Here is a 23,197-nt window from a genome sequence, read left to right on the forward strand (position 1 = left end):
ACTTCCTTCTCTCTTGGTTCTCAGGCCTGGTCTTTCAGGCCTGGTTTTCATCAGGAACGGACGGTGCTGTCAGCGAGGTCATCGATGCTGGCCGCGTTGCCGGTCGAGGTGAACGCGTCCCACAGGCGGCGATAGGTGCCGTCGACACCGAGCAGCTCGTCGTGGGTGCCGACCTCGGCAATGCCGCCGTTGCTCATCACGACGACTCGGTCCGCCCGAGCGGCGGTCGTGAGCCGGTGCGCCACCACCAACGTCGTACGACGACGGGTGAGCGCCTCGGTGGCGGCCGTCACGCGCCGCTCGGTCGCCAGGTCCAGCGAGGCAGTCGCCTCGTCGAGCAGCAGGATGTCGGGGTCGACCAGTTCAGCGCGCGCCAGCGCGAGCAACTGCCGTTGCCCGGCCGACAACGAGCGTCCGCGCTCGCCGACCTCGGTGCGATAGCCGTGCGCCAGACCAGCCACCATCTCGTGCGCACCCACGGCCCGGGAGGCGGCTTCGACCTCCGCGTCGGTGGCGTCAGGCCGCCCGTAGGCAATGGCGTCGCGCACCGTCCCGCTGAACAGATACGCCTCCTGCGGGACGACACCGAGCCGTGCCCGGAAGCCGGCCAGGTCGAGCGAACGCAGGTCGTGCCCGTCGATCCGCACCGAACCCCTGGTGGGGTCGTAGAACCGGGCGAGCAGCTTGAGGACCGTCGACTTCCCGGCGCCGGTGGTGCCCACGAGAGCAACGGTCTCCCCGGCGGGGATCCGCAACGAGATCCCGTCCAGGACATCCCGATCGCCCGCACCGTAGGCGAATCCGACGTCGGCGAACTCGATCTCGCCCCGCAACTCCCGGACCGGAAGGGCGTCGACTGCCTGGGGCGTGCCGGTGTCCGTACGCATCAGGGTGCGGAGCCGGGCCATGCCGACGACGGCCTGCTGGTAGCCGTCGAAGACCTGGGAGAGCTGCTGGACGGGAGCGAAGAAGAGCTCGACGTACAGCAGGAACGCGATCAGCGTTCCGGCGCTGAGCTCGCCCGCCTGGACCTGCTTCGCGCCGATCACCAGCACTGCCGCGGTGGAGAGCGTTCCGAGGAACTCGACGAACGGGAAGAAGATCGCCATCAGCCGCTGGGCATGGAGCCGGGAGTCCCGGAACGCCCAGGCCAGCCGGGCGAACTGCTCCTCGTTGTGGGCCTCGCGGCCGAACGCCTGGGTGACCCGGATCAGGCTGACGTTCTCCTGCAGGTAGGCGTTGACGGCCGACACCCGCTCGCGGGCGTCGAGGTACGCCGGCACCGACCGTGCCCGGAACAGGGCCGTCGACAGCACGAGGATCGGGAGCACCGCGAGCAACACCACGGCCAGCCCGGCGTCGATCACCAGCAGCGCGACGAGCACGCCGAGGATGGTCAGGATGCTGACGACGAACGTGACCAGTCCGGTCTGCAGGAAGCTCGAGAGAGCGTCCACGTCCGTGGTCATCCGGGTCATGATCCGGCCGCCGAGCTCGCGCTCGTAGTAGTCGAGTCCGAGGCGCTGCAACTGCGCGTAGGTCTTGACCCGCAACGTGTAGAGCAGGCGTTCGCCGGTGCGTCCGGTGACCCGGACCTGCGCGACGTTGACGCCCCAGTTGCCCACGACGACCGCGCCCGCGAGCGCGGCGATGACGAGGAGCGCTCCCAGCGATCCGGTTGCGACACCGTCGTCGACCCCGTGCCGGACGAGCACGGGGACCGCGATCTGGGCGAGCGCGTCGACGGCGACGAGCAGCAGACCCAGGATCAACGGGCGTCGCAATGGGCCGATCAGCGACCGGAGCCCGAAGTCCCGATCCGCAGCGCGGGCCTGCTCGTCGGGGATGTCCGGGTCGGCGTCGACCACGGGCAGGGCCTCGAGTTGGGCGATCATCTCGGCGGTCGGCGGAGCCGACCCGAGGATCCCGCCGCCGGGTGCCTGCGCACGTCCCGGACCGGAGGTCGCGGCCGCCGTCGCATAGGCAGCAGCAACCCGCGCACCGACCTCGGCGTTCGGATGGGTGTCCTGACGAGGGCGCCACAGGTGGTCGGTGACTCCACGCGGACGGTGCGGTTCGGCCGCGACCTTGGCATCGAGGCCGACCTCATCGGGCTGTTCCTCGCTGGAGAGCAGCGACCGGAAGTGGGCGTTGCGCTCCTCGAGTTCGGCAGCAGTGCCGCTGTCGACGATCCGCCCGTGTTCGAGTACGACGATGCGGTCGGCCAGATCCAGCGTGGAAGCCCGGTGCGCGATGATCAGCGTGGTCCGTGCCGTGGCGCCCCCGATGGTGGCGTGCAGCCCCTCGTGAATGGCCGCCTCGACCTGGGCATCGATCGCCGACGTGGCGTCATCCAGGACGAGCACCGCCGGGTCCCGCAGGATCGCCCGGGCGAGGGCGATCCGCTGGCGCTGTCCACCCGAGAGGGTCAGCCCCTGTTCGCCGATCACCGAGTCGTAGCCCTTGGGGAGCCGTCCGATGAACTCGTCCGCCTGGGCGATCCGCGCCGCGGCCTGCACTGCTTCGAACGAGGCGTCCGGGTCGCCGTACGCGATGTTGGCGCGCACGGTGTCGGAGAGCAGGTGGCTCTCCTCGAAGACGAAACCGATGGCCGACCGCAACGAGGCCAGTTGGAGGCCACGGATGTCGGTGTCCCCGACGAGGACCGTTCCGGCGGTCGGGTCGTAGAACCGCGGCAGCAACGAGGCTGCGGTCGACTTGCCCGATCCGGCGGAGCCGACGATGGCGACGGTCTCCCCCGGTTCCACGCGCAGCGAGAAGTCGTCGAGCAGGACGTTGTCGCCGTGGCCGAAGGTGACGCCGCGCCATTCGAGCGCGATCGGTCCCTCCGGGACGGCGCGAGCGTCCGGGGCATCGAGGATCCCCGGGTCGGCGTCGATGAGTTCGAAGACCCGCACCACACCGGCCCGCGCCTGTTGCCAGACGGTGAGCAGGGTGGCGACCTGACGCACGGGCGTGACGAACGAGCCGAGGTAGGCGGTGAAGGCGACGAAGGTGCCGAGCGTGATGTCGCCGCGCAGGGCCAGCCAGCCACCGAGCGCGAGCACACCGACCTGGCCGAGCGCGGGCACCGCCTGCAGGGCTGGGTTGTAGCGGCTGGTCAGCCGCGCCACGCGCACCCGTGAGGAGAACAACCTGCGCGCGCGGTCCTCGAGGTCCTCGAGTTCACGCTGTTCCTGGCCGAAGCCCTTCACGACGCGGACGCCGGTCACCGCGGCCTCGACGCCGGAGGCGACGGAGGCCGCCTCCTGCTGGGCGTGCCAGTTCGCCGGGAACAGGTCGCGTCGGCTGGCGAGCGCGATGATCCACAGCGCGGGTCCGACGAGGAGCGCGACGATCGTCAGCAGCGGGCTGAGGAAGGCCATCACGACCAGCGAGACGATGAAGAGCAGCAGGTTCCCGACCATGTTCGGCAGGAACTGCAGCAGTTGCTGGAGCAGCGTCACGTCCGAGATCGATCGCGACACCACCTCGCCGGTGTGCAGGTCGTCCTGACTCCGTCCACCCAGGCGCAGCAGGGAGGACAGGACGTCATTGCGCAGGTCGTACTGGACGCCGAGCGACACCTTGCCCGAACTGATCCGCCGCAGGTAGCTGGCACCGAAGCGGATCGCTCCGACGCCGGCCAGCAGGGCGATCCAGGGCGCGAGAACGAGCGAGTCGGGCAGCGACACCCGGTCGACGACGTGGCGCAGCAACAGCGGCAGGGCCGCTGCCGCCACCGCGGCGACGAGCGCAGCGCCGTACGCCAACACCACGGCCCGCCGGTGACGCAGGCAGTAACCCACGAGCCGGCGGAGCCAGGCGTTCTCATCCTGCGCGGGCGGAACCGCTGTCACGAGGCGGCCTCCGCGATGCCGGCGGTCAGGAACTGGTTCGACGGTCGCGGCAGTCCGTAGTGCTCCCGCAGCGTCGTACCGGTGTAGTCGGTCCGGAAGAGCCCACGCTCCTGAAGGATCGGGACCACCTCCGCGACGAACACCTCGAGGCCCGAGGGCAGCACCGCCGGCATGATGTTGAAGCCGTCGGCCGCGCCGCTCTTGAACCAGTGCTCGATCGTGTCGGCCACCCGGGCCGGCGTACCGGTGAAGGTGCGGTGGCCGCGGCCACCACCCAGGCGGCCGATCAACTGGCGCACCGTCAGCTGCTCGCGGCGAGCGAGCTCGACGATCAGCGTGTAACGGCTCTTCGAGCCCTCGATCTCGTCCTCCGGCGGGAGGTCGGCAGGCAACTGCTGGTCGAACGCCAGCTGCTCGGGTTCGACGCGAAGCAGGGTGGCGAGCTGCTTGCGGGCGTACTCCGGCGCGATCAGCCGGTCCAACTCCTCCTCGAGCTCGCGGGCCTCGCGGTCGGTCGATCCGATGACGGGGACGATGCCCGGCAGGATCTTGACGTGGTCGGGGTCTCGCCCGAAGTCGACCGCCCGCTTCTTCACGTCGGCATAGAAGGCCTGGCCCTCCTCGATCGTCGGTTGCGCGGTGAAGACCGCCTCGGCCCAGCGGGCCGCGAAGTCCTTGCCGTCCTCACTGGAGCCGGCCTGGACGAGCAGCGGGTAGCCCTGCGGGCTGCGCGGCACGTTGAGCGCACCCTCGACCTCGAAGTACCGGCCGCGGTGACCGATCGCCCGGACCTTCTCGGCCTCGGCGTGCACGCCGCGCTCCTTGTCGGCGACGATCGCGTCGTCGGCCCAGGAGTCCCAGAGCTTGGTGGACACCTCCAGGAACTCGGCCGCCCGCGCATACCGATCCTTGTGCAGCGGCTGCCCCTCCAACCCGAAGTTGCGGGCCGCCGCGTCACCAGCGGTGGTCACGATGTTCCAGCCCGCTCGACCACCCGAGAGGTGGTCGACCGAGGCGAAACGCCGGGCCAGGTTGTAGGGCTCGTTGTACGACGTCGAGGCGGTCGCGATCAGACCGATCCGGCTGGTGCTGACACCGAGCGCCGTCAGCAGCACCGTCGGTTCGAGCCGACCGGACGGACGCCGCCCGGGGTCGCCGAACAGCACCGGGCCGTCCGCGAGGAAGAGCGAGTCGAACTTCGCGTCCTCCGCGATCCGCGCGAGGTTCTGGAAGTAGGCCAGGTCCAGGTTCGCGTGGGGGTCGGACTCCGGCAGCCGCCACGATGCCTCGTGGTGTCCGGTGTCGTGGATGAACAGGTTGAAGTGCAGTTGGCGCTGCGAGCCGTAGGTTTCGCCCTTGCTCATCAGGCGCTCTCCTCGGACACCTGGTGGACCCGGTTGGCGGGCCGCTCGAGGCCGTACCGGTCGCGCAGCGTGCTGCCTTCGTACTCGGTGCGGAACAGGCCACGCTCCTGGAGGATCGGCACCACCTTGTCGACGAACACCTCGAGGCCGGAGGGCAGCACGGCGGGCATGATGTTGAACCCGTCGGCCGCACCGTTCTCGAAGTAGTGCTGGATGGTGTCGGCCACCTGGACCGGGGTCCCGGTGAAGGTGCGGTGCCCGCGACCGCCGCCGAGGCGGGCGATCAGCTGGCGCAGCGTCAGGTTGTCGCGGCGGGCGAGGTCCACGATGAGGGTGTACCGACTCTTCGCGGTCTCGATCTCGTCCTCCATCGGGAGGAGGTCGAGCGGCAGGGGCTTGTCGAGTTCGAGGAGTTCCGGGTCGATGTTGAAGCGCTTGGCCAGGTTGCGCTTCTGGTGCTCGGGGTTGATCAGCCGTTCCAGCTGGTCCTCGAGTTCGCGGGCCTCGGCCTCGGTGTCCCCGATGACCGGGACGATGCCGGGCAGGATCTTGATGCTGTCGGGACTGCGGCCGTGTCCGGCGGTGCGCTGCTTGAGGTCGGCGTAGAAGGCCTGCGAGTCCTCCAGGGTCTGCTGCGCCGTGAAGACCGCCTCCGCCCAGGTGGCGGCGAGTTCCTTGCCGTCCTCGCTCGACCCGGCCTGCACCAGGAGCGGCCAGCCCTGCGGCGGCCGCGGCGAGTTGAGCGGACCGTCGACTCGGAAGAACCGGCCACGGTGGTTGATCGCCCGGACCTTGTCCTTGCGGGTGTGGACGGCACCTTCCTTGTCGGCGATGGTGGCGTGGTCGTCCCAGCTGTCCCACAGCTTCGTGACCACGTCGACGAACTCGTCTGCGCGGTCGTAGCGGTCCTTGTGCAGCGGTACGTCGTCGAGACCGAAGTTCCGCGCGGCCTCGGCACCAGCGGTGGTGACGATATTCCACCCGACGCGGCCGCCGGACGCGATGTCGACGGAGGCGAACCGCCGCGCCAGGTTGAACGGCTCGTTGTACGACGTCGAGGCCGTCGCGATCAGGCCGATGTGCTCGGTTGCACCGGCGATGGCGGTCAGCAGCACGGTCGGCTCGAGCTTTCCCGGAGGCCGGCGTGCCGGGTCGTTGCCCTGCACCGGGCTGTCGGCGAAGAAGATCGAGTCGAGCTTGCCGCGCTCGGCAATCCGGGCGACGTTCTTGTAGTACTCGACGTCCCAGATGGCGTAGGGGTCGGACTCGGGCAGCCGCCAGGCCGCCTCGTGGTGGCCGACGTCCATGATGAACGCGTTCAGGTGCAGGTGCTTGCGGGGCTGGCCCTCGCGGTTCGTGGCGGTCATGCGTGGTTCTCCTGGCTGGATTCGGATGCAGTGGCCGGAAGGTCCTCGATGACGCCGAGGGCGGCCAGCAACTGGGAGCGGTAGGCCTGGAAGCCCGGGTGGCTCGGCGGATGGCCCTCGGGGAGGTCGATCCGGAGGTCGAGCGTGAAGCGGCCTTCGTCAATCACGAGGACGCGATCGGCCAGGTGGATGGCCTCGTCGACGTCGTGGGTGACGAGAAGGACGGCGGGGTCGTGCCGGCTCAACAGGTCGCGCAGCAGCCCGTGCATCTTGATCCGGGTCAGTGCGTCGAGGGCACCGAACGGCTCGTCGGCCAGCAGGAGTTGCGGCTCGCTGACCAGCGAACGGGCCAGCGCAGCACGCTGCTGCTCGCCACCGGACAGCTCGTGCGGCCAGGCCTTCTCGCGACCGGCGAGGCCGACCTCGGCCAGCACCTCACGCCCGCGCTGGCGCGCTGCACCGCGCTGACCGAGGACCACGTTGTCGAGAATTCGCAGCCAGGGCAGGAGTCTGGAGTCCTGGAAGACCAGGGAGACCCGCTGCGGAGCCCAGAGCTCACCGGAGCCGGCGACGTCGTAGTCGAGGCCGGCAACCGCCCGCAACAGCGTGGACTTGCCCGACCCGCTGCGGCCGATCAAGGCGACGAACTCGCCCCGGTTGATGGTGAGGTCGATGCTGTCGAGGATGGTGCGCTCACCGAAGGAACGGACGAGATCGGTGGCCCGGACGGCCACATCGGTGTCCGTCGGGAGCGTGGGATGGGTCAGCTGGCCAGGGTACGTCGCCACGACAGCACCCTCCTCTCGAGAAGGCGGACGAGGGAGTCGGACGTGAAGCCGAAGATGCCGTAGACGACGAGGCCGACCAGGATGATGTCGGACTGCGCATAGAGCTGCGCCTGGGCCATCATGTAGCCGACTCCGGAGGTCGCGTTGATCGTCTCCACGACGATCAACGCCATCCACGAACCGACCACGGCGAGCCGGAACCCGAGGAAGAACCCGGGCAGGGCGCCGGGGATCAGCACCTTGCGGATGTACTGCAGCTTGGTCAGCCGCAGCGTCTCGGCGAGTTCGACGTACCGGTTGTCGATGCTGACCAGGGCGCCGTAGGTGTTGATGTAGATCGGGATGAGGACGCCGAGCGCAACCACCGCGACCTTGAACTCCTCGCCGATGCCCAGCCACAGGATGAGCAGCGGAATCAGCGCCAGGTTGGGGATCGCGCGCTTGACCTGCAGCGTGCCGTCGACGAACGCCTCACCGATGCGGGTCAGGCCGCCGACGATGGCGAGGACGACGCCCGCGCTGACGCCGAGCGCCAGACCGAGCATCGCCCGGTGCAAGGACGCGAGGACGTTCTCCTGCAGCCGGCCGTTCTCGATCAGCGTCCAGCCGGTTCGCGCGGCGACGTCCGGGCCGGTGAGCAGCCGCGGATCGAGGAGACCACCAGAGGCCGCCAACTGCCAGACCACGATGATCAGCAGCGGACCCAGCAGCCGGGCGCCGGGGATGGACCGCTTGCGACCCAGCCGGGCCTTGCGGGCGCGGTCCTTGACCTGGACGAGGTCGTGTTCGGTGGCGGCCGCGCGGTGCGTGCGGGTCTGCCGGGCCGGCGTGACGACCTCGGCGGACCGCGGGTGACGGGCAAGAATCGTGTCAGTCATGGGTCACCTCACTTCGTGTACTTGGCGTCGACGAAGGTGGCGGCGAGGCCCTCGAAACGACGGTCGAAGAGCTCGTCCGCGTCGAACTTCTTGACGAACCCGCCCTTGGCGATCAGGTCGATCGTCTGCTGTCCCCACGCCGCGGCGTCGTCCCACTTCTTCGGGAACAACGGCTCGTTGGTGGACTCCCAGATCTTGTCCGCGTCCTCGGGCGAGAGGCCCTCGGTGTCGACGTAGTAGTGCTTCTTCCACTTCTCGGAGTTCTCCCACGCCCAGACCTGGCCCTGCGCCCAGACCCGGATGTAGTCCTGGATGGCCCGCTCGTTGTTGTCGTCGGCCAGCACCGCGGTCGGCGCCCACAGGATCGTGAGGAGGTCGACCTCCTCCGACTTGATCGCCCGCGCCCCGTCACGTCCGTAATCGTCGATGTACTTGGCTGAGTCGAGGCCGCCGAGAACCGCCACGTCGACCTGCTTGCCCTGCAGCGCGGTGAGGAAGTCACTGCTCGGCAGCGCGACGAGCTCGACGTCGTCGTACGAGATTCCGGCGGTGTCGAGGGTGCGGAGCAGCACGACACCCTGGGCCTGGCCCTGGGAGAACGCGAGCTTCTTGCCCTTGAAGTCGGCGAAGCTCTTGATGTCGGTGCCCGGGGCGGTCGCGAAGACGTACGTCGGCTTGGGCTTCTCGAGCACCGCCACGACCTTCGTGTCCAGCTTGATGTCGTGGGCCTGGATCGGCGGGATCAAGGCGTTGCTGGCGACGTCGGCCGCCTTCGCGCGGAACGCCTGGATGACCTCCGGGCCACCCGTGGCGTTGATCCACTCCTCCACCTTGAAGCTGAGCGGGTCAATCGCGGACCCCGCCGCCTCCAGCTGGAGCTGGGTGGTGCGCCCGGCGATCTTCAGGCTGGTGCCGGCCTTGGGAGCGCCGGTCGCCAGCGGCTCCTTCAGCGCCTTGGCGACATCGCCGGCATCTGCGGTGGCGCAGGCGCTCAGCGCGGTCATGCCGAGGAGGGCACCGCCGGCGAGGCTGAGGAAGCCGCGGCGCTGGAGGCCCGGACGGGCGGTCTGGGTGAGCTGGTTGAGCTGGTTGAGCGGGGACTGGGTGGTCATGAGGATCGTTTGCTTCTTTCGAGTGATCAGAGGGAGTGGTAGGCGCCGTCGCGGTAGAGCAGGCGGGATCCGTCGGCGGTCGTGTCGCCGTCCGGGATCCGTGCCTCCTCCACGAGCGCGACGACGAGGCGGGAGTCGCCGGTCGGGAGCTGGCGCTGGAACCGGACGCGGAGCCAGCCGGCGTTCTCCGCCAGGACCGGCTCGCCCGTCGGCAGCCGGTTCCAATCGGACCCGGCGAAGCGGTCGATGCCGCTCGTCGCGAAGGTCCGGGCGACGGCCTCGTGTTCGGCACCCAGGAAATGGACGACCGCCGTACTGCCGTCACGGACGTGTGGCCAGCTCGACGAGCGGGTGTTGATGCCGAAGCTGACCAGCGGCGGGTCTGCGGAGAGCGAGGTCAGGGACGTCGCGGTGAAGCCGGCCGGTCCGTTGCCGGCGTCGAGGGTGATCACCACGACGCCGGCGGGATGGTTGCGGAAGGTCCGCCGGAAGGTGGGGACGTCGATCAGGCCGGAGCCGATCGGGTCGGTGGAAAGGATGGACATGTCGTCACTCCCTGGGCTGTTGTGCACGAGAAGGGCAGGGCGGCAGGACGCCGGGGCGCACGAGAACTGCGCCGGCCGCGGCGGGACAGCGCCACGAGGTCGTACGACGCCGGTTCGGCGTCAGATGGGTCGAGCGTCGGTCAGTAACAGCGACAGCGACGGTCGACCCCGCGACAGGGACGACAACACGACGGGGCGCCGATGAGTGCGGGAGCCGCGGTCGCGGCCCCACTGCTCAGTGCCCGAGTTGTCGTGGTCATGTAAATAGACTAGTTCACTAGACTTTAAGCGCAACAATGCGCGGGAATGAAATAAGAAAGTTCACGAGACGCCCGTCACAGACCGTTCAGGACGCCCGCGAGAAGCGACCAGGAACGGCGGTCGGCGACGCATAGATGCGGTCCAGGATCACCGCACCACCCGCCGTCGCGAGGACGTGGTCAGGGAAACTGGTGCCGGCGACAACCTGCCCGGAACCCGCACCCGCCGTGGATCCGGCGGCCACTTCGGCTCGCAACACGGCGCGGCAGTGCGGCAACAACCGCTCCCCCGCCTCCACCACGGTGAGCAGGTCGGGGTCGAAGAGGTCCAGGAGGATCGCGGCAGCGCGACCGACCAGGCGGGCCCGCTCCTCGAGGAGCGCGACGGCCCTCGGGTCACCGGCGGACGCGGCCGCCAGCAGGTCGCGGAACACCGGCCGGTCGATGGCGCCGTTGTCGAGCGCCCGGCGGACGAGGGTGCGCTCGGAGACGGCCGCCTCGAAGCAGCCGACCTTCCCGCACGCGCACGGTTCGGTGCTGTCATCGATCTTGAGGTGGGCCACCGCACCCGCCGCGGACCGCGGACCCTGCTGGACGCTGCCCGCGGTCGCGAAGGCGACATCGACGACATTGCCGACGAAGAGCTGGACGATGCTGGAGCGCGCCCGGTCCACGTGCGCGCCGAAGAGCTGCTCGGCCCGGACCAGTGCCCGCGAGTGGCCGTCGATCGCGACAGGCAGTCCGATCTCCGCAACAAGCCGGTCCCGCACCGGCACGTCGGCCCAGCCGAGGAGCGGGTGCTCGACGACCACGCCGCGCGCGGCATCCACCCAGCCGCCGGTCGCGACGCCGATCCCCAGGATGCGGCGGTCCTCCACGTCGGCGAGCAACCCGCGGACCGACCGCGCGACCTGCGTGAGGGCGACATCCGGGTCGAGGTCGTCGTACTCGTGCTTGTGCTCGAGGAGGACCCGGCCCCGCAGGTCCAGCAGGGCCAGCGTGAAACGGGGAACGGCGAGGTGGACACCGACGACAGCCGTCGACTTGGTGTCGATCGTGAGTGGAACGTGCGGGCGACCGACGCCGGGCGGTCCAGCCGCCTCGGGCGCCTCGCGCAGCAGGCCCTTGTCGATGAGGAGGTTCGCGACGCCGGTCATCGAGGCCGCCGAATAGCCGGCCACCTTCGCCGCCGTACTCCGTGCGACGGGACCGTGATCGAGGACCGCACGCAGTACGTCGGCGGTGATGTCCGTTGCGCGACGGCCTCGCGCTTGAGCCGGGAGGTCGGCTCGGCGGGTGCGGGTCTTGTCCACGGTCATCTCCAGCGCGTCGTTAAGTGAACTAACTCAGGAGACTAACAGGGATTAAGAATCGTGGTGGCTGGCTGTCCATGACACGCGCCCCAAACGGCTCTTACCCGCGCTCAGCACGCACCTGGTGCGTGCCGAGCGCGGGTAAGCGTCCGGAAAGGACGTGCGCTGGATCAGTGGAAGGTGTCCGCGGCGTTCTTGTTGGTGACCGCGGGGTCGAAGTTGTCGACGTCCACGTTGTCGCGGTGAGCCTGGTCGTGCTCGATGGCGTCCTTCACGGCGAACTTGTCCTTGCCCTGACCACCGACCAGGTGGTCGTAGGCCGGGGTGACCTCGTGCGACTCGATGGTGTCGTCGCCAAACTGGCCCTCGACCCAGTCGCTGCCCTCGTACCCGTTGAGGTAGTCGTTGCCGTCGCCGCCGTAGAGGTCGTCGGAGCCGTCGTTCACATTGACGCCGGCCCAGCTGTAGAGGGTGTCGTTGCCCTCTTCGCCGCGGATGATGTCGTCGCCGGCGCCACCGTTGATGACGTCGTTCTCGGTGCCGCCCATGATGAAGTCGTTGCCGGCTTCGCCCTCGACCCGGTCCATGCCGCTGCCGGTGTAGATCTCGTCAGCGCCGCTGCCGCCGTACACGGTGTCCGCGCCGGTGCCGGAGAGGACCTCGTCGTCGCCACCGGAGGCGAAGATCGTGTCGTTGCCCGAGGTGCCGTAGATCTTGTCGGCGCACGCGGTGCCGTACGTGGTGACGCCGGCCTTCGCGACGATGATGTTGCCGTCACTGCAGGGGGCTGCCTGGGCTGCGGTGCCGGTGGCGGTGAGGCCGACGACGGCGGTGGCGCCGACGAGAGCGAACTTGGCGGCGAAGCGGAAGGCGGTGCTGGTGGTCATGGCGTGTCCTTGGAGGTGAGTTGGTCGCTCCGGACGTTTGCCGGGCTTGTAGGGGTAAGAGCGCCGGCTCTGCCTGACCTTGCAAGAACTTCCAGTTTTCTTTCTGACCGCCCACCTAGCGGCTCAGCGACTGCAGCCGAATCAGTAGTACCAGGGGTACGGCGACCAGTCGGGCTCGCGCTTCTCGAGGAACTGGTCCCGTCCCTCCTGGGCCTCGTCGGTCATGTACGCGAGGCGGGTGGTCTCGCCGGCGAACAGTTGTTGGCCGACGAGCCCGTCGTCGAGGAGGTTGAACGAGTACTTGAGCATCCGCTGCGCGGTGGGGCTCTTGCCGTTGATCTTGCGACCCCAGTCGAGGGCGACGGTCTCGAGCTGCGCGTGCTCGACGACCCTGTTGACGGCGCCCATCGTGTGCATCTCGTCGGCGGTGTACTCCTCGGCGAGGAAGAAGATCTCGCGGGCGAACTTCTGGCCGACCATCTTGGCGAGGTACGCCGAGCCGTAGCCACCGTCGAAGGAACCGACGTCGGCATCGGTCTGCTTGAACCGTGCGTGCTCCTTCGAAGCGAGCGTCAGGTCGCACACGACGTGCAGCGAGTGGCCGCCACCGGCCGCCCAGCCGGGAACCACGCAGATGACGATCTTCGGCATGAACCGGATCAGCCGCTGGCACTCCAGGATGTGCAGCCGCGCCAGCTTGGCCTTGTCGATGACGCTGGGCTCCTCGGCCCCCGTGTCGGCAGCGCCGATCGCCTTGTCCTCGTACTGGTAACCCGCCTTGCCGCGGATCCGCTGGTCGCCGCCGGTGCAGAACGCCCACTTGCCGTTCTTGGCGCTCGGGCCGTTGCCGGTGAGGATCACGCAACCGACGTCGGCGCTCATCCGAGCGTGGTCCAGCGTGCGCAGCAGTTCGTCGACCGTGTTGGGGCGGAACGCGTTGAGCACGTCGGGCCGGTCGAAGGCGATCCGGACCGTGCCGTGTTCCTTGGCGCGGTGGTACGTGAGGTCGGTCAGGTCCTCGAAGCCGGGCACGACGTCCCACTGGCTCGCGTCGAAGATCTCGCTGACACCGTCGATGGCACTCATGGACCGAACGCTAATGGGTCTGGAATACCGACCGGCCACGTGGTCTTGTGGAGGTATGACACTTCAAGGCACGTACGTTCCGAGCAGCTGGGATTGGGTTCGCGATCAGGTCGCGGAGTACGAGGCGTCCGGCGGCGCGAAGGCCAACACGTTGCGCGGCTCCAAGGACCCGATCGTCGTGATCACGTCCGTCGGGGCGAAGTCCGGCAACCTGCGCAAGAACCCGGTGATGCGGGTCGAGAAGGATGGCGTCTACGTCGCCGTCGCGTCGAAGGGCGGAGCGCCCGAGAACCCGGCCTGGTACGACAACTTCGTCGCTCACCCGGACATCGATCTCCAGGACGGGCCGGAGGCGAAGTCCTATCGCGCCAGGATCGTCGAGGGTGACGAGCGCGCGCAGTGGTGGGACCACGCGGTGGCCACCTGGCCGACGTACGCGTCGTACCAGGAGAAGACCGACCGGCAGATCCCGGTCTTCGTGCTGGAACCCGTCAGCAACTGATCGACGCCGGTCAGGCGTTCGCGATCGTCACGGCGAGGCCACACAGGTGGCCGAGTCGGGCGATCTCGGAGTCCGCGAACTCGGGACCGCCCCGGCGGCCGACGACGACGATCTCGTTGCCGTCGAGGCGGGCAGCCGCGAAGAGGGTGACCTCGTCCTCGGGGGACTCCAGGCGCTGCGGGGTCTCGATCTCGATGAACTCGAACTCGTCCGGCGCGGCACCCGTGCCATAGACGACGCCCTTGGCGCGATGGACGCGTGCGCCCCAGTCGACCCGAAAGGTCGCGGGGAGCAGATCGATCAGTTTCTCGTACGCCGACTCGGGCGAGGCGGTGAGTTCCTCGACCGCTTCGAGGTCCATCACGAGACTGCCGCCGGCGGGATAGCGACTGATCCACAACACCTCGACACCCTCGATCGAGGTGCACGCCGACACCACCGAATCGGGCATCATGCCCTGCTGCAACTCGAGTAGCACATCGTCGACTGCGGTGCCGTCGTCACGCTTCTCGACGATCTCGATCGCCTCGATGTCGCCCCCGGCCATACCGATCGCCGTCGCGACGCGACCCAGCGAACCGGGGACGTCGGGCAGCAGTACGCGCAACAGGAACGGCATGAATCGACACTAACCCGCTCGCGTTTCGGCGCGATTGCAGGGCCACGCGTTGGGCGTCACAGGCGCTGGCGCAACCCGGTCGCCCGCTGGGCCGTGGTGTCCACCGCAGCGCGTACGGCGGCCTCGGAACCGACCACGACGACGCTCTCCTGGGCGCGGGTGACCGCCGTGTAGAAGAGCTCGCGGGTCAGGAGTCGCGAGTCGGCCTCGGGCAGCAGCACCGCGATCCGCCGCGCCTGGCTGCCCTGGCTCTTGTGGATCGTCATCGCGTGCATCGTGTCGATCGCATCCAGCCGGGCGGGCGCGAAGGAACGCGGGGCGTCGGCACCGGCGATCCACGCCCGCGGACGACCCTGGTCGTCGGCGACCACCACGCCGGTCTCGCCGTTGTAGATGTCGAGGGCGTAGTCGTTGCTGGTCACCAGCAGCGGGCGGCCGGCGTACCAAGCGGAGCCCAGGGGCGCGCCCAGTTCGGCGGCCAGCCACTGCTCGACGTGGTGGTTCCAGACCCGGACACCGTGCGGGCCCTCGCGGTGCGCGCAGAGCAGCCGGAACCCGTCGAGGGCGGCGATCGCGGCCGCAGGGCCGTCGTCGTCTGCCGCGCGCCGGACGGCCAGTGCGGAGGCGGTGCACTCAGCGCGCAGGGCGGTGACGGGGTCGTCGGTCTCGACGTACTCGACCTCGCCGGTGCCGGCACGGAGCACCTCCAGCACCCGGTCAGCGGCGTCGGGGCCGTCGTCGCGCAACGCGGCGGCGAGGCCCTTGATCTCCTCGGTCGACCGGTGGTTCCGGGTGAGAGCGACGACCGGTGAGTCGTGGTGGTTGGCGAAGCCAGCGACGAGGTCCGACAGCACGGCGCCGGCGCCGACCGAGGTGAGCTGGCGCGGGTCGCCGACCAGCACGAGGCGGGTCTCGGGGCGCACGGCGTCGAGGAGACGGGCCATCATCGTGAGGTCGACCATCGACGCCTCGTCGACCACGACGAGGTCGTACTTCAGGCGGTTTCCGCGATCGTGGCGGAACCGGGTCGTGTTGCCGGGGCGCCAGCCGAGCAGCCGGTGCAGCGTCATCGCTTCCGGCACCGGGATCTGGTCGGGACCATCGCCGAGCGCACCGAGGGCGCCGAGTTCGGCGCTGACCGCTTCCTGCAGCCGCGTCGCGGCCTTGCCGGTCGGCGCGGCGAGAGCCACCGACATCCGCCGGGTGTGGTCGATCCGGAACTGGTCGGCCAGCGCCAGCACGAGGCGCGCCACGGTCGTCGTCTTGCCCGTACCGGGTCCGCCGGTCAGCACGGTGGTGTGGTGCCGCACCGCGTGGATGAGCGCCTCGGTCTGCTCGTCGCTCAGGTGCTCGCCCTTGACCCGGTTGATCGTGGCGCCGAGCACGTCCAGGTCTGACACGGGCGGGGGCAGGGCGATCCGGGCCGCCAGGTCGTCGGCGACCTGGCGCTCGAGCCGGTGGTAGCGGTCGAGGTAGACGAGGCCGAGTTCGTGGTGGATGACGCCCTGGCTCACGAGGGGCGATGCGTCGATCGCGGCCGCCCACTCAGCGAGGTCCGGCCACGAGCCGTCGACACCCAGTTCGACGAGGTCGGGCAGGCCCTCGAGGTCGAGCCCGACCGACCCGGCGCGCACCGACCGGACCGCGAGCGCGACGGCGAGCTTGACCCGCTCGTCGGTCTCCCCGCCCAGGGCGGCGACCCGTTCGGCGACGCGGACGTCGGCCGCGTCGATGACGCCCGCGGCATTGAAGGCGCCGAGCGAACCAGTGACCCGACGCGCCACGCGCGGGTCGTGGGGCGACGTCGCCTCGAACAGGCCGGTCATCGGTGCACCCCTTCGAGCGAGCCGTCGAGCAGATCGGACAGGTCGGTCACCAGCGCCGCCGGCGGCTGCCAGGTGAAGATGCCGCACGGAGCACCGTCGACGGACGGGTTCTCGGGTCCGCACATGCCGCGGAGATAGAGGTACGCGACGCCGCCGAAGTGCACCTCCGGGTCATAGCCCGGCTGGCGCCAGCGCAGGAACCGGTGGAGCACGACGGCGTACAACAGGGCCTGGAGCGGATAGTCCGAGTGGCCCATCGCGTCGACCAGTTCCGAGGGTCGGTACGACGCCGCGGTGAGCGGGTCCTCGCGCGGACCGAGCCAGTTGGTCTTGTAGTCGACGATCACGTAGCGGGGGGCCTCGGGCGTCCCGAGCCGCAGCACCACGTCGACCGATCCGGTGAGGTAGCCGCGCAGGGTCTGGCCGCCGAGCAGCGGGTTGTCGAGGGACTCGGCGTACGCACGCACGGGGTCGCCCTCGCGCAGGTGACGGCGCAGGAGACCGGCGATGTCGCCGAGCAGGACGGTCGACTCCCCCGGCGCCTCGGCGGCATCGCCACCGGCCAGCGGCAACTCGAAGTCGAGCTCGCAGAGCCGGTCACGGACGCCGATCCGGCGCAGCGTCGTACCGTCCATCAACGGGCCGAGAGGCGTGTCCAGAACGGCGACCAAGGCATCGGCCAACTCGCCGGGTTCGACCGGGACCGGCCACCAGGTCAGCTGTTCGTCGATGTGGGTCAGCAGTTCGGCGCGCAGGTCCTTGGCGGTCGGGTCGGCGTGCTCCAGGACGGCGTGGACGAGGGAGCCGAAGGTCGCGCCGACGGGGAGGTCGGCCATGGGGGAGGGGGTGTCGAGGCTCGTCCCGGAGGTTTCGAGGCTCGTCGCTTGCGCTCCTCGCACCTCAACCACCGAGCCGTCCTCGTCGTCCTTGGCCTCGACCTCGGGCTCGCTGTCCACCCCCGGCTGCCCGATCTCGGCGGCGAGGTCCACGTTGCTCAGGGAGGAGTACGACGTCCGTCGCCAGCCGGTGTCAACAGACCGTGTGAACGCGCGCGCCGACAACTCACCCGGCGACTCGGCGACGAGCGGGGCCGTGATGGCGGCCGGGTTCGACACCTCGGGGCTCGGTCCGCCTCGGTCGCGCCAGGCGGCGAACAGCGCGGTGATCGCGTCCTCGTCGGGCACCGACGGCGCGACAGGGACGTCGGCGCGCAACGATCCGTCAGCGGCGGACTGCCGCATCAGCAGACGGTGCAGCGGGGACGCCTCGGCGTTCTTGGTCGGTGCCCACCAGGCGACGACCTGGCTCTGGGCACGAGTGACGGCGACGTACAGGAGGCGCAGCCACTCGCCGGCCTCCTCGTCGGCCCAGCGCCGGACGTGGTCGCCCCAGTCGGGACCGGAGCCGCCGATGTCGAGGCAACGACGACCGTCGGCGTCGTGGAACAGCGGCCGCTTCGGCTTGCCGACGAACCGGTCGCCGAGCGCGGGGAGGTAGACGATCGGGTACTGCAGGCCCTTGCTCGCGTGGATCGTGACGAGCTGCACCGCGGCGGCATCGGAGTCGAGTCGGCGAGTGCGCTCGGCACCACGACCCTCGCGCGCTTCGAGCACCTGCTGGCGCAACCAGGCGAGCAGAGCCACCGCGCCCATCTGCTCGCGCTGCGCGACTTCGTGGAGCACTTCGCCGATGTGGCGGACGTCGGTGAGGGTGCGTTCGCCACCGATCCGGCCGAGCATCCGCGCGGGCATCCCGCCGGACGTCGCGGCCTCGAGCACCGCGGCCACGCCACGGCGGGCCAGTGCCTCCGACCAGGAGCGCAGCCGGTCGCCGAGGTCGTCGGCGAGGTCGTCGCCACCGCTGGCGAGCTGCGCGGCGTCGTACCCGAGGAAACAGGTCAGCGCCGCTGCGCGGACCCGGGCCATCCGGTGCGGCTGCTCGAGGGCCTCCAGCAGGGACAGCCATTCGGTCGCGGCCGGCGTCGCGAAGACACTGCCGCCGCCGGCGATCACGGCCGGGACACCGACGTCCTGGAGTGCCGTGCGGGCGGCGGAAAGGTCCGCGTGGCGGTAACAGATGACCGCGATGTCGCTGGGCCGCAGCGCACGGCCCTCGAAGGTCGCGTCGCTGGTGATGAGGGCGCGGACGTCGCGGGCGAGGTCGTCGGCGATGTGGGGGCGCACCTTCGCCACGGGCAGCATCGTCTGCGGACCGCGGCGGAATGTCTCGCGCCGCACGACGCGCAGCCGGAACGGTGCGGGATTGGGAGCGCCAGCCAGCCGCGACTCCTGGTGGTGTGCGGTCACGTCGTGCACCACGATCCGCGGATCGCCCAGCTCGGCGCCGCGCAGCAACTGCTGGAAACCGTCGAGCAGGCCGGCGTCACTGCGCCGGTTGATGCCGAGCGTCTGCTGGGTCGTGGCGGTCGCCGCAGCGGTGAGGTACGTCGTCACGTCGCCACCGCGGAAGGCGTAGATCGCCTGCTTCGGGTCGCCGATCAGCACCATGGTGGCGTGACCGGAGAAGGCCCGGTCGAACACCTGCCACTGCACCGGGTCGGTGTCCTGGAACTCGTCGACCAGCACGATCTTCCAGCGCGCCCGCATCCGCGCCCGGGCCGGGGAGTCGGGGTGCGCGAGTGCCTCCGCGAGCTGGCTCAGCAGGTCGTCGTACGACAGGACGCCGAGGCGGCGCTTGCGCCGTTCCAGCTCCGTTCGTACGGCGGTCGCGAAGGCCACCCGCCGACCGGCCGGTTGTTCACGGGGCAACCCGGCGGGCTCGAGTTGCGACTGCGGGTCGGCCACCACGGCGCGGGCGATGGCCAGCGCCTCCTTGTGCGTGAAGGCGGGCCCTCCACTACTCGTGCCGTCGGACGCCTGCGCGAAGGCCCGGAGGTAGAGGTCGTCGACCACCTCGACCAGGCGGTCGTCGAGGTTCTCGACCAGACGGGCGCGGGCATCGGTGTCGCCGGCGACGCCGAGCGAGTCCAGGACCAGCGAGCAGAACTGGTGGATGGTGGCGATCGTCGCGGCGTCGAAGTCGGCCAGCGCCTGCACGACGCGGGTGTGCCGCTCGGCTCGATCGGCGTCAGAACAGTCGAGGATCTGGGCGATCAACTCGGTCTGCTCCGCACCAGCAGGAAGGTCACCGGACAACGCCTGCTCGGCCTCGACGAGCTGGCGGCGCACCTGCTCGCGCAGCTCCTGGCTGGCGGCACGACCGAAGGTCACCACGAGCAACTGCTCGAGCGGGATGCCCTCCTCGGCGACGTACCGGGTGACGAGGGCGCCGATGGTCCACGTCTTGCCCGTGCCGGCGCTAGCCTCGAGCAGGGTGGTGCCCGTCGGCAGGTCGCCGCGGATGTCGAAGGCGTGCATGTCGGCCATCAGAGAACTCCGACCCTCTCGGCACCGGCGAGCAACGGCTCCCACAACTGCCACGCCCAGGTGGTCAGGCCCGCGTCGACGAGCGCGTCGATCGGGGCGTCGGGGCCGTAGATCCGGCGGTGTGACGGGTCGTCGTCCTCGCCCTTGATCCCCCAGTCGTTGTAGGGGTCGGTGACCCACGCTCCGGCGGCGACCTCGATCGGCTCGATGTCCATGCCGCGCAACGACTTCGCGTGCGCCTCGGCCCACGTGTTGGCCGTCGCGAGCGGCATCGCCAACGGCCGGGTGAGGCCCTGGTCGTGGAGGTCGACGATGCTGATCAGCCATTCGAGAGCGCGGTGGTCCAGCGGTCCGACCAACGCCCGCTGCGGCCCGGCCTTGGACCGGGCGATCGCGTGGGCGGTCCAGTTCTGGTTCGGGTCGGAGGCGCTCAGCGCCAGCACGTCCAGCCACGAGGAGAGCCGCTGCTTCGGCTTCAACCGCGAATAGGACAGCGACACGACCTGGTTGCCGTAGACCTGCGGGACGGTGCCGGTCAGGCGGCGCCCGCCACCCAGATCGATGTCGACATCGAGGCTGCGCGCCTTGCCGGTGCGCACCGGAGCGCTGCGGGTGAACAGGTCCTGGCATTCGGCCACGACCTTGGTCAGCTCGCCACGGCCCAGTTCGAACGGCGGCAGCGTGCCCCGCAACTGCTCGGCATGCATCACGGCTGTCGCCGTCGCGCCCGGGTCCTCGGCGGCGAGGACCTCACGCAGCAAGCGGTCGCCGATCTGCCACACCTCGAGACCGTTGAGGGTCACCGGGATCGCATCGGCCACCTGGTCGGGCTCGAACGGCGTCGCGACCTCGAGGCGCCGACGCAGGAAGTACCGCGCCGGATGGTGCACGAACGCGCGCAGGTCGGCGAGCGACACGTCTCCCGCTGGCGCAGCCGGGAGCGCATCGGGAAGGAACGCCGGCACCGGCACGCGCTCGGCGACCGATGCCCGCGCACCCGCCAGGGACGAACGGTCGAAGCTGAAAGGGCCGTCCGTGGTCAGCGATCCCGGCACATGGTTGCGGACGTCGTACGGCTGCAAGGGGTGGCGTACGACGACCTCGGACCGCACCGGCGCAGCGGCCGTGCGGTCGAGGGCGTCGAGCAGTTCGCCGAGCGGTACGGCGGGCGGCCGCTCCTGTCCGGTGTGTTCGGCCGCGCCGGTGTAGGTGATGACGAGTCGCTCGCCGGCGGCGAGGACCGCGTCGAGCAGCAGCTGCCGGTCCTCGGCACGCAGGTCGCGCTCGCCGACGACGGGACGGCGGGCGAGTACGTCGTCACCGTCGATGCCGGTGGCCCGCGGGAAGACGCCGTCGTCGAGGCCGACCAGGCAGACCACGCGGTGCGGCACCGAACGCATCGGGACCATCGTGCAGACGGTGAGGGTGCCGGTCCGGAAGTTGGCGCGGGTCGGGCGGCCGGCCAGTCGGGCCTGCAGCAGTGCGCGGACGTCGGCCAGCCGGAGGGGTACGTCGGGGCTGGTCTCGTCGGCGCTGGCGCGCGCCCGCGCCAGTTCACGTTCGAACTGCGGCAACTGCCACGCGGCATCGGGGTCGACCTCGCACAGGTCGCGCACGCCGCCGGTGATCGCGTCGAACCAGTCGTCGGCCGCGGCCGCCTTCCCCAGCGCCTCCAGACAGGCACCGAGGCGAGCGACGGCCTCGCTGAGCCGGCCGACCAATTCGATCTCGCCGCTCGCGATGTCATCGACGGGCAGCCCGCGGCCGAGGTGCTGGTGTTCGTCGTCGCTCATCGCGACCCCCAACAGCAACCGGTCGATGCCGGCGCGCCACGTGTTGTGCTCGAACCCTTCCATCGCGTACGACGCCCGCTGGGTGCCGTCGATCCCCCACCGGATGCCCGCTTCCGCGACCCACCGGGTGATCCGGGCGAGGTCGTCGTCGCTGAACCCGAACCGGCGGCGACAGACCTCGCGCGAGAGCAGGTCGATCACCTGCGATGCGGTGGCCCGGCCACCGGCCATCTCGACGAGCGCGACCGCGACGCCGAGCAGCGGGTTGGTGCTGCTGACTGCCCGGTCGGCGAGGCGGACCCGCAACCGGTGGGCGGGGTGGAGCGCGTCGCCGACGCCCTTGGCGGACTCGTCGGTGATCAGTTCACCGAGCCCGAAGCCGGCGGAGATCAACGGCGCGAAGGTCTCGATGTCGGGACACATCACGACGATGTCGCGGGGTTCGAGGGTCGGGTCGTCCTCGAGCAGGCCGACGAGGACTTCGCGCAGGACGTCGATCTGGCGGGCCGCGCCGTGGCAGGCGTGCACCTGAACGGTGCGGTCCTTCGAATCGAACATGCGCGTCGCGCGGGACGCAGCGTCGGGCGCCTGGTTCGCCCGCAGGTCGGACTGCAGCCAGCCGAGCAGGTGATCCGGAGCCACGGGGTCAGCGGCAGCGCCAGCATCGACGGCGTCCCCCACCCGCACTCGGGCGCCGAGGACGGTGGCGAGTTCGCGGGCGTCACGGCCGAGCGAGGCGAGCAACGGGTGCTCCACCAGATCCGCGGAGCGGGACGCGTCGCGTGGCGTCACCTCCGCCTGCGCCGAAGTCACCGCGTCCCACAACGCGGCCGACGGCTGGGCCAGCCACAGGTGGACGTCGCGGTGCTGGCCGAGCGCCGCCAGCAGGTCGATCTCGGTCTCGGGGAGTCGGGTGTGCCCGAACAGCGACAGCCGGTCGGGCAGGTCCAGTCCGGTCATCTCCCCGGCCCGCAACGCCGCGCAGACGCGGGCGTGCCGGACGTCCGGCGGCTCGGTCTGACCGGCCTCGGCCATCCGCGTCAGCAGCCGCCGCCACAACTCGGCTTCCCAGCTCAGGTCGGCCACCAGTTCGCCACCGATGCCGTCGGTGTCGCGCCCCTCGCGCCAGTCGGTGACGAGCGCCGGCCTCTGGACGGCGTACGACGAGAACCGCTCCGCAAGCCGACGCGCAACCGACCACCGGCGACTGCGCCGCAACTCGCCCTCCTCGCCGTCGAGGCCGTGGCCGAGGTGCGTGGCCAGGGTCGCGCACCACGCATCGCCGAGGTGGTCGTCGATGGTCGCGAGCAGCGGCCACACGAGGCGGTCCGGGTGCCAGGCGTCGTCGCGGTCGCGGCCGAGCAGCAGTCCGACCAGCGATGCCGGCTGCAGGAACTGCACGCCCGCGCACACGCCGTCGCCGCCACGGGGCCCGACGCCGAGGTGGTGGGACAGCCGCTGCGTGAGCCAGCGCTCGACACCCTTCGCGGGCACGACGACGACCTCGCTCGCGAACGGATCCGCCAGCGGCGTCGCCAACAGCGCGCCGAGTTCATCGGCGAGCAGGTCGGTCCGCGCGGCGCGGTGCAGGTGGAGGGCCATCGTGGCCCG

15 protein-coding genes are annotated in these 23,197 nt (G+C 70.2%); 1 reads left to right on the top strand and 14 read right to left on the bottom strand.

The window, feature by feature from the left end:
- Positions 1-50 precede the first annotated feature (50 nt).
- The 10 genes from HRC28_RS00420 to HRC28_RS00465 form a co-directional block, all read right to left on the bottom strand.
- Positions 51-3,860 (bottom strand): ABC transporter ATP-binding protein, encoded by a 3,810-nt coding sequence (locus HRC28_RS00420; protein WP_182378128.1) that lies wholly within the window; start codon positions 3,858-3,860, stop codon positions 51-53.
- Positions 3,857-5,224 (bottom strand): LLM class flavin-dependent oxidoreductase, encoded by a 1,368-nt coding sequence (locus HRC28_RS00425; RefSeq protein WP_182378129.1) that lies wholly within the window; start codon positions 5,222-5,224, stop codon positions 3,857-3,859. The genes HRC28_RS00420 and HRC28_RS00425 overlap by 4 nt, the downstream gene beginning before the upstream one ends.
- A complete protein-coding gene (locus tag HRC28_RS00430; protein ID WP_182378130.1) occupies positions 5,224-6,591 on the bottom strand; it encodes an LLM class flavin-dependent oxidoreductase in 1,368 nt (455 codons plus the stop codon). Before HRC28_RS00430 ends, HRC28_RS00425 begins: the two co-directional genes overlap by 1 nt.
- Complete coding sequence (locus tag HRC28_RS00435) at positions 6,588-7,379, bottom strand: ABC transporter ATP-binding protein (RefSeq protein ID WP_182378131.1); 792 nt, start codon at positions 7,377-7,379, stop codon at positions 6,588-6,590. Before HRC28_RS00435 ends, HRC28_RS00430 begins: the two co-directional genes overlap by 4 nt.
- A complete protein-coding gene (locus HRC28_RS00440; protein WP_182378132.1) occupies positions 7,355-8,257 on the bottom strand; it encodes an ABC transporter permease in 903 nt (300 codons plus the stop codon). Before HRC28_RS00440 ends, HRC28_RS00435 begins: the two co-directional genes overlap by 25 nt.
- Before the next feature lie 8 nt (positions 8,258-8,265).
- A complete protein-coding gene (locus HRC28_RS00445; protein ID WP_182378133.1) occupies positions 8,266-9,369 on the bottom strand; it encodes an ABC transporter substrate-binding protein in 1,104 nt (367 codons plus the stop codon).
- A 26-nt stretch (positions 9,370-9,395) separates the two neighbouring features.
- The gene (locus tag HRC28_RS00450) at positions 9,396-9,914 is read right to left on the bottom strand and encodes a flavin reductase family protein (RefSeq protein ID WP_182378134.1); all 519 of its coding nucleotides are present in this window, start codon (positions 9,912-9,914) and stop codon (positions 9,396-9,398) included.
- A gap of 346 nt (positions 9,915-10,260) precedes the next feature.
- Positions 10,261-11,493 carry an ROK family protein gene (locus tag HRC28_RS00455; RefSeq protein ID WP_182378135.1) on the bottom strand — a complete coding sequence of 411 codons (1,233 nt, stop codon included), beginning with the start codon at positions 11,491-11,493 and terminating at the stop codon, positions 10,261-10,263.
- A 164-nt stretch (positions 11,494-11,657) separates the two neighbouring features.
- Entirely contained in the window at positions 11,658-12,374 is a 717-nt protein-coding gene (locus tag HRC28_RS00460; RefSeq protein ID WP_182378136.1) for a calcium-binding protein, read from the bottom strand.
- Between the two features lie 141 nt (positions 12,375-12,515).
- Positions 12,516-13,460, bottom strand: a complete 945-nt coding sequence (locus HRC28_RS00465) for a 1,4-dihydroxy-2-naphthoyl-CoA synthase (RefSeq protein WP_182378137.1) — start codon at positions 13,458-13,460, stop codon at positions 12,516-12,518.
- Positions 13,461-13,515: 55 nt separating this feature from the next.
- Between HRC28_RS00465 and HRC28_RS00470 the strand changes: the two genes are divergently transcribed.
- Positions 13,516-13,962: a nitroreductase family deazaflavin-dependent oxidoreductase gene (locus HRC28_RS00470; RefSeq protein WP_182378138.1), complete on the top strand. Its 447-nt coding sequence runs from the start codon at positions 13,516-13,518 to the stop codon at positions 13,960-13,962.
- A 10-nt stretch (positions 13,963-13,972) separates the two neighbouring features.
- Here HRC28_RS00470 and HRC28_RS00475 read toward each other — a convergent pair whose 3' ends face one another.
- From HRC28_RS00475 to recC, 4 genes are read right to left on the bottom strand one after another with little or no spacing between them, the layout of a single operon-like run.
- Positions 13,973-14,581, bottom strand: a complete 609-nt coding sequence (locus HRC28_RS00475) for an ACT domain-containing protein (RefSeq protein ID WP_182378139.1) — start codon at positions 14,579-14,581, stop codon at positions 13,973-13,975.
- Between the two features lie 56 nt (positions 14,582-14,637).
- Complete coding sequence (gene recD, locus HRC28_RS00480) at positions 14,638-16,407, bottom strand: exodeoxyribonuclease V subunit alpha (RefSeq protein ID WP_182378140.1); 1,770 nt, start codon at positions 16,405-16,407, stop codon at positions 14,638-14,640.
- Positions 16,404-19,793 carry a UvrD-helicase domain-containing protein gene (locus HRC28_RS00485; RefSeq protein ID WP_237111649.1) on the bottom strand — a complete coding sequence of 1,130 codons (3,390 nt, stop codon included), beginning with the start codon at positions 19,791-19,793 and terminating at the stop codon, positions 16,404-16,406. Before HRC28_RS00485 ends, recD begins: the two co-directional genes overlap by 4 nt.
- Positions 19,793-23,188 carry an exodeoxyribonuclease V subunit gamma gene (gene recC, locus HRC28_RS00490; RefSeq protein WP_182378141.1) on the bottom strand — a complete coding sequence of 1,132 codons (3,396 nt, stop codon included), beginning with the start codon at positions 23,186-23,188 and terminating at the stop codon, positions 19,793-19,795. The genes HRC28_RS00485 and recC overlap by 1 nt, the downstream gene beginning before the upstream one ends.
- Positions 23,189-23,197: the final 9 nt, after the last annotated feature.

This window comes from Nocardioides sp. WS12 (genome assembly GCF_014108865.1).
GTDB lineage: Bacteria > Actinomycetota > Actinomycetes > Propionibacteriales > Nocardioidaceae > Nocardioides.

Excerpts from the sequence above, each read along its gene's own strand:
- HRC28_RS00425 (WP_182378129.1), bottom strand. The coding sequence starts at position 5,224 with ATGAGCAAGGGCGAAACCTACGGCTCGCAGCGCCAACTGCACTTCAAC.
- HRC28_RS00430 (WP_182378130.1), bottom strand. The coding sequence starts at position 6,591 with ATGACCGCCACGAACCGCGAGGGCCAGCCCCGCAAGCACCTGCACCTG.
- HRC28_RS00440 (WP_182378132.1), bottom strand. The coding sequence starts at position 8,257 with ATGACTGACACGATTCTTGCCCGTCACCCGCGGTCCGCCGAGGTCGTC.
- HRC28_RS00445 (WP_182378133.1), bottom strand. The coding sequence starts at position 9,369 with ATGACCACCCAGTCCCCGCTCAACCAGCTCAACCAGCTCACCCAGACC.
- HRC28_RS00450 (WP_182378134.1), bottom strand. The coding sequence starts at position 9,914 with ATGTCCATCCTTTCCACCGACCCGATCGGCTCCGGCCTGATCGACGTC.
- HRC28_RS00455 (WP_182378135.1), bottom strand. The coding sequence starts at position 11,493 with ATGACCGTGGACAAGACCCGCACCCGCCGAGCCGACCTCCCGGCTCAA.
- HRC28_RS00460 (WP_182378136.1), bottom strand. The coding sequence starts at position 12,374 with ATGACCACCAGCACCGCCTTCCGCTTCGCCGCCAAGTTCGCTCTCGTC.
- HRC28_RS00465 (WP_182378137.1), bottom strand. The coding sequence starts at position 13,460 with ATGAGTGCCATCGACGGTGTCAGCGAGATCTTCGACGCGAGCCAGTGG.
- HRC28_RS00470 (WP_182378138.1), top strand. The coding sequence starts at position 13,516 with ATGACACTTCAAGGCACGTACGTTCCGAGCAGCTGGGATTGGGTTCGC.
- HRC28_RS00475 (WP_182378139.1), bottom strand. The coding sequence starts at position 14,581 with ATGCCGTTCCTGTTGCGCGTACTGCTGCCCGACGTCCCCGGTTCGCTG.
- recD (WP_182378140.1), bottom strand. The coding sequence starts at position 16,407 with ATGACCGGCCTGTTCGAGGCGACGTCGCCCCACGACCCGCGCGTGGCG.
- HRC28_RS00485 (WP_237111649.1), bottom strand. The coding sequence starts at position 19,793 with ATGGCCGACATGCACGCCTTCGACATCCGCGGCGACCTGCCGACGGGC.
- recC (WP_182378141.1), bottom strand. The coding sequence starts at position 23,188 with ATGGCCCTCCACCTGCACCGCGCCGCGCGGACCGACCTGCTCGCCGAT.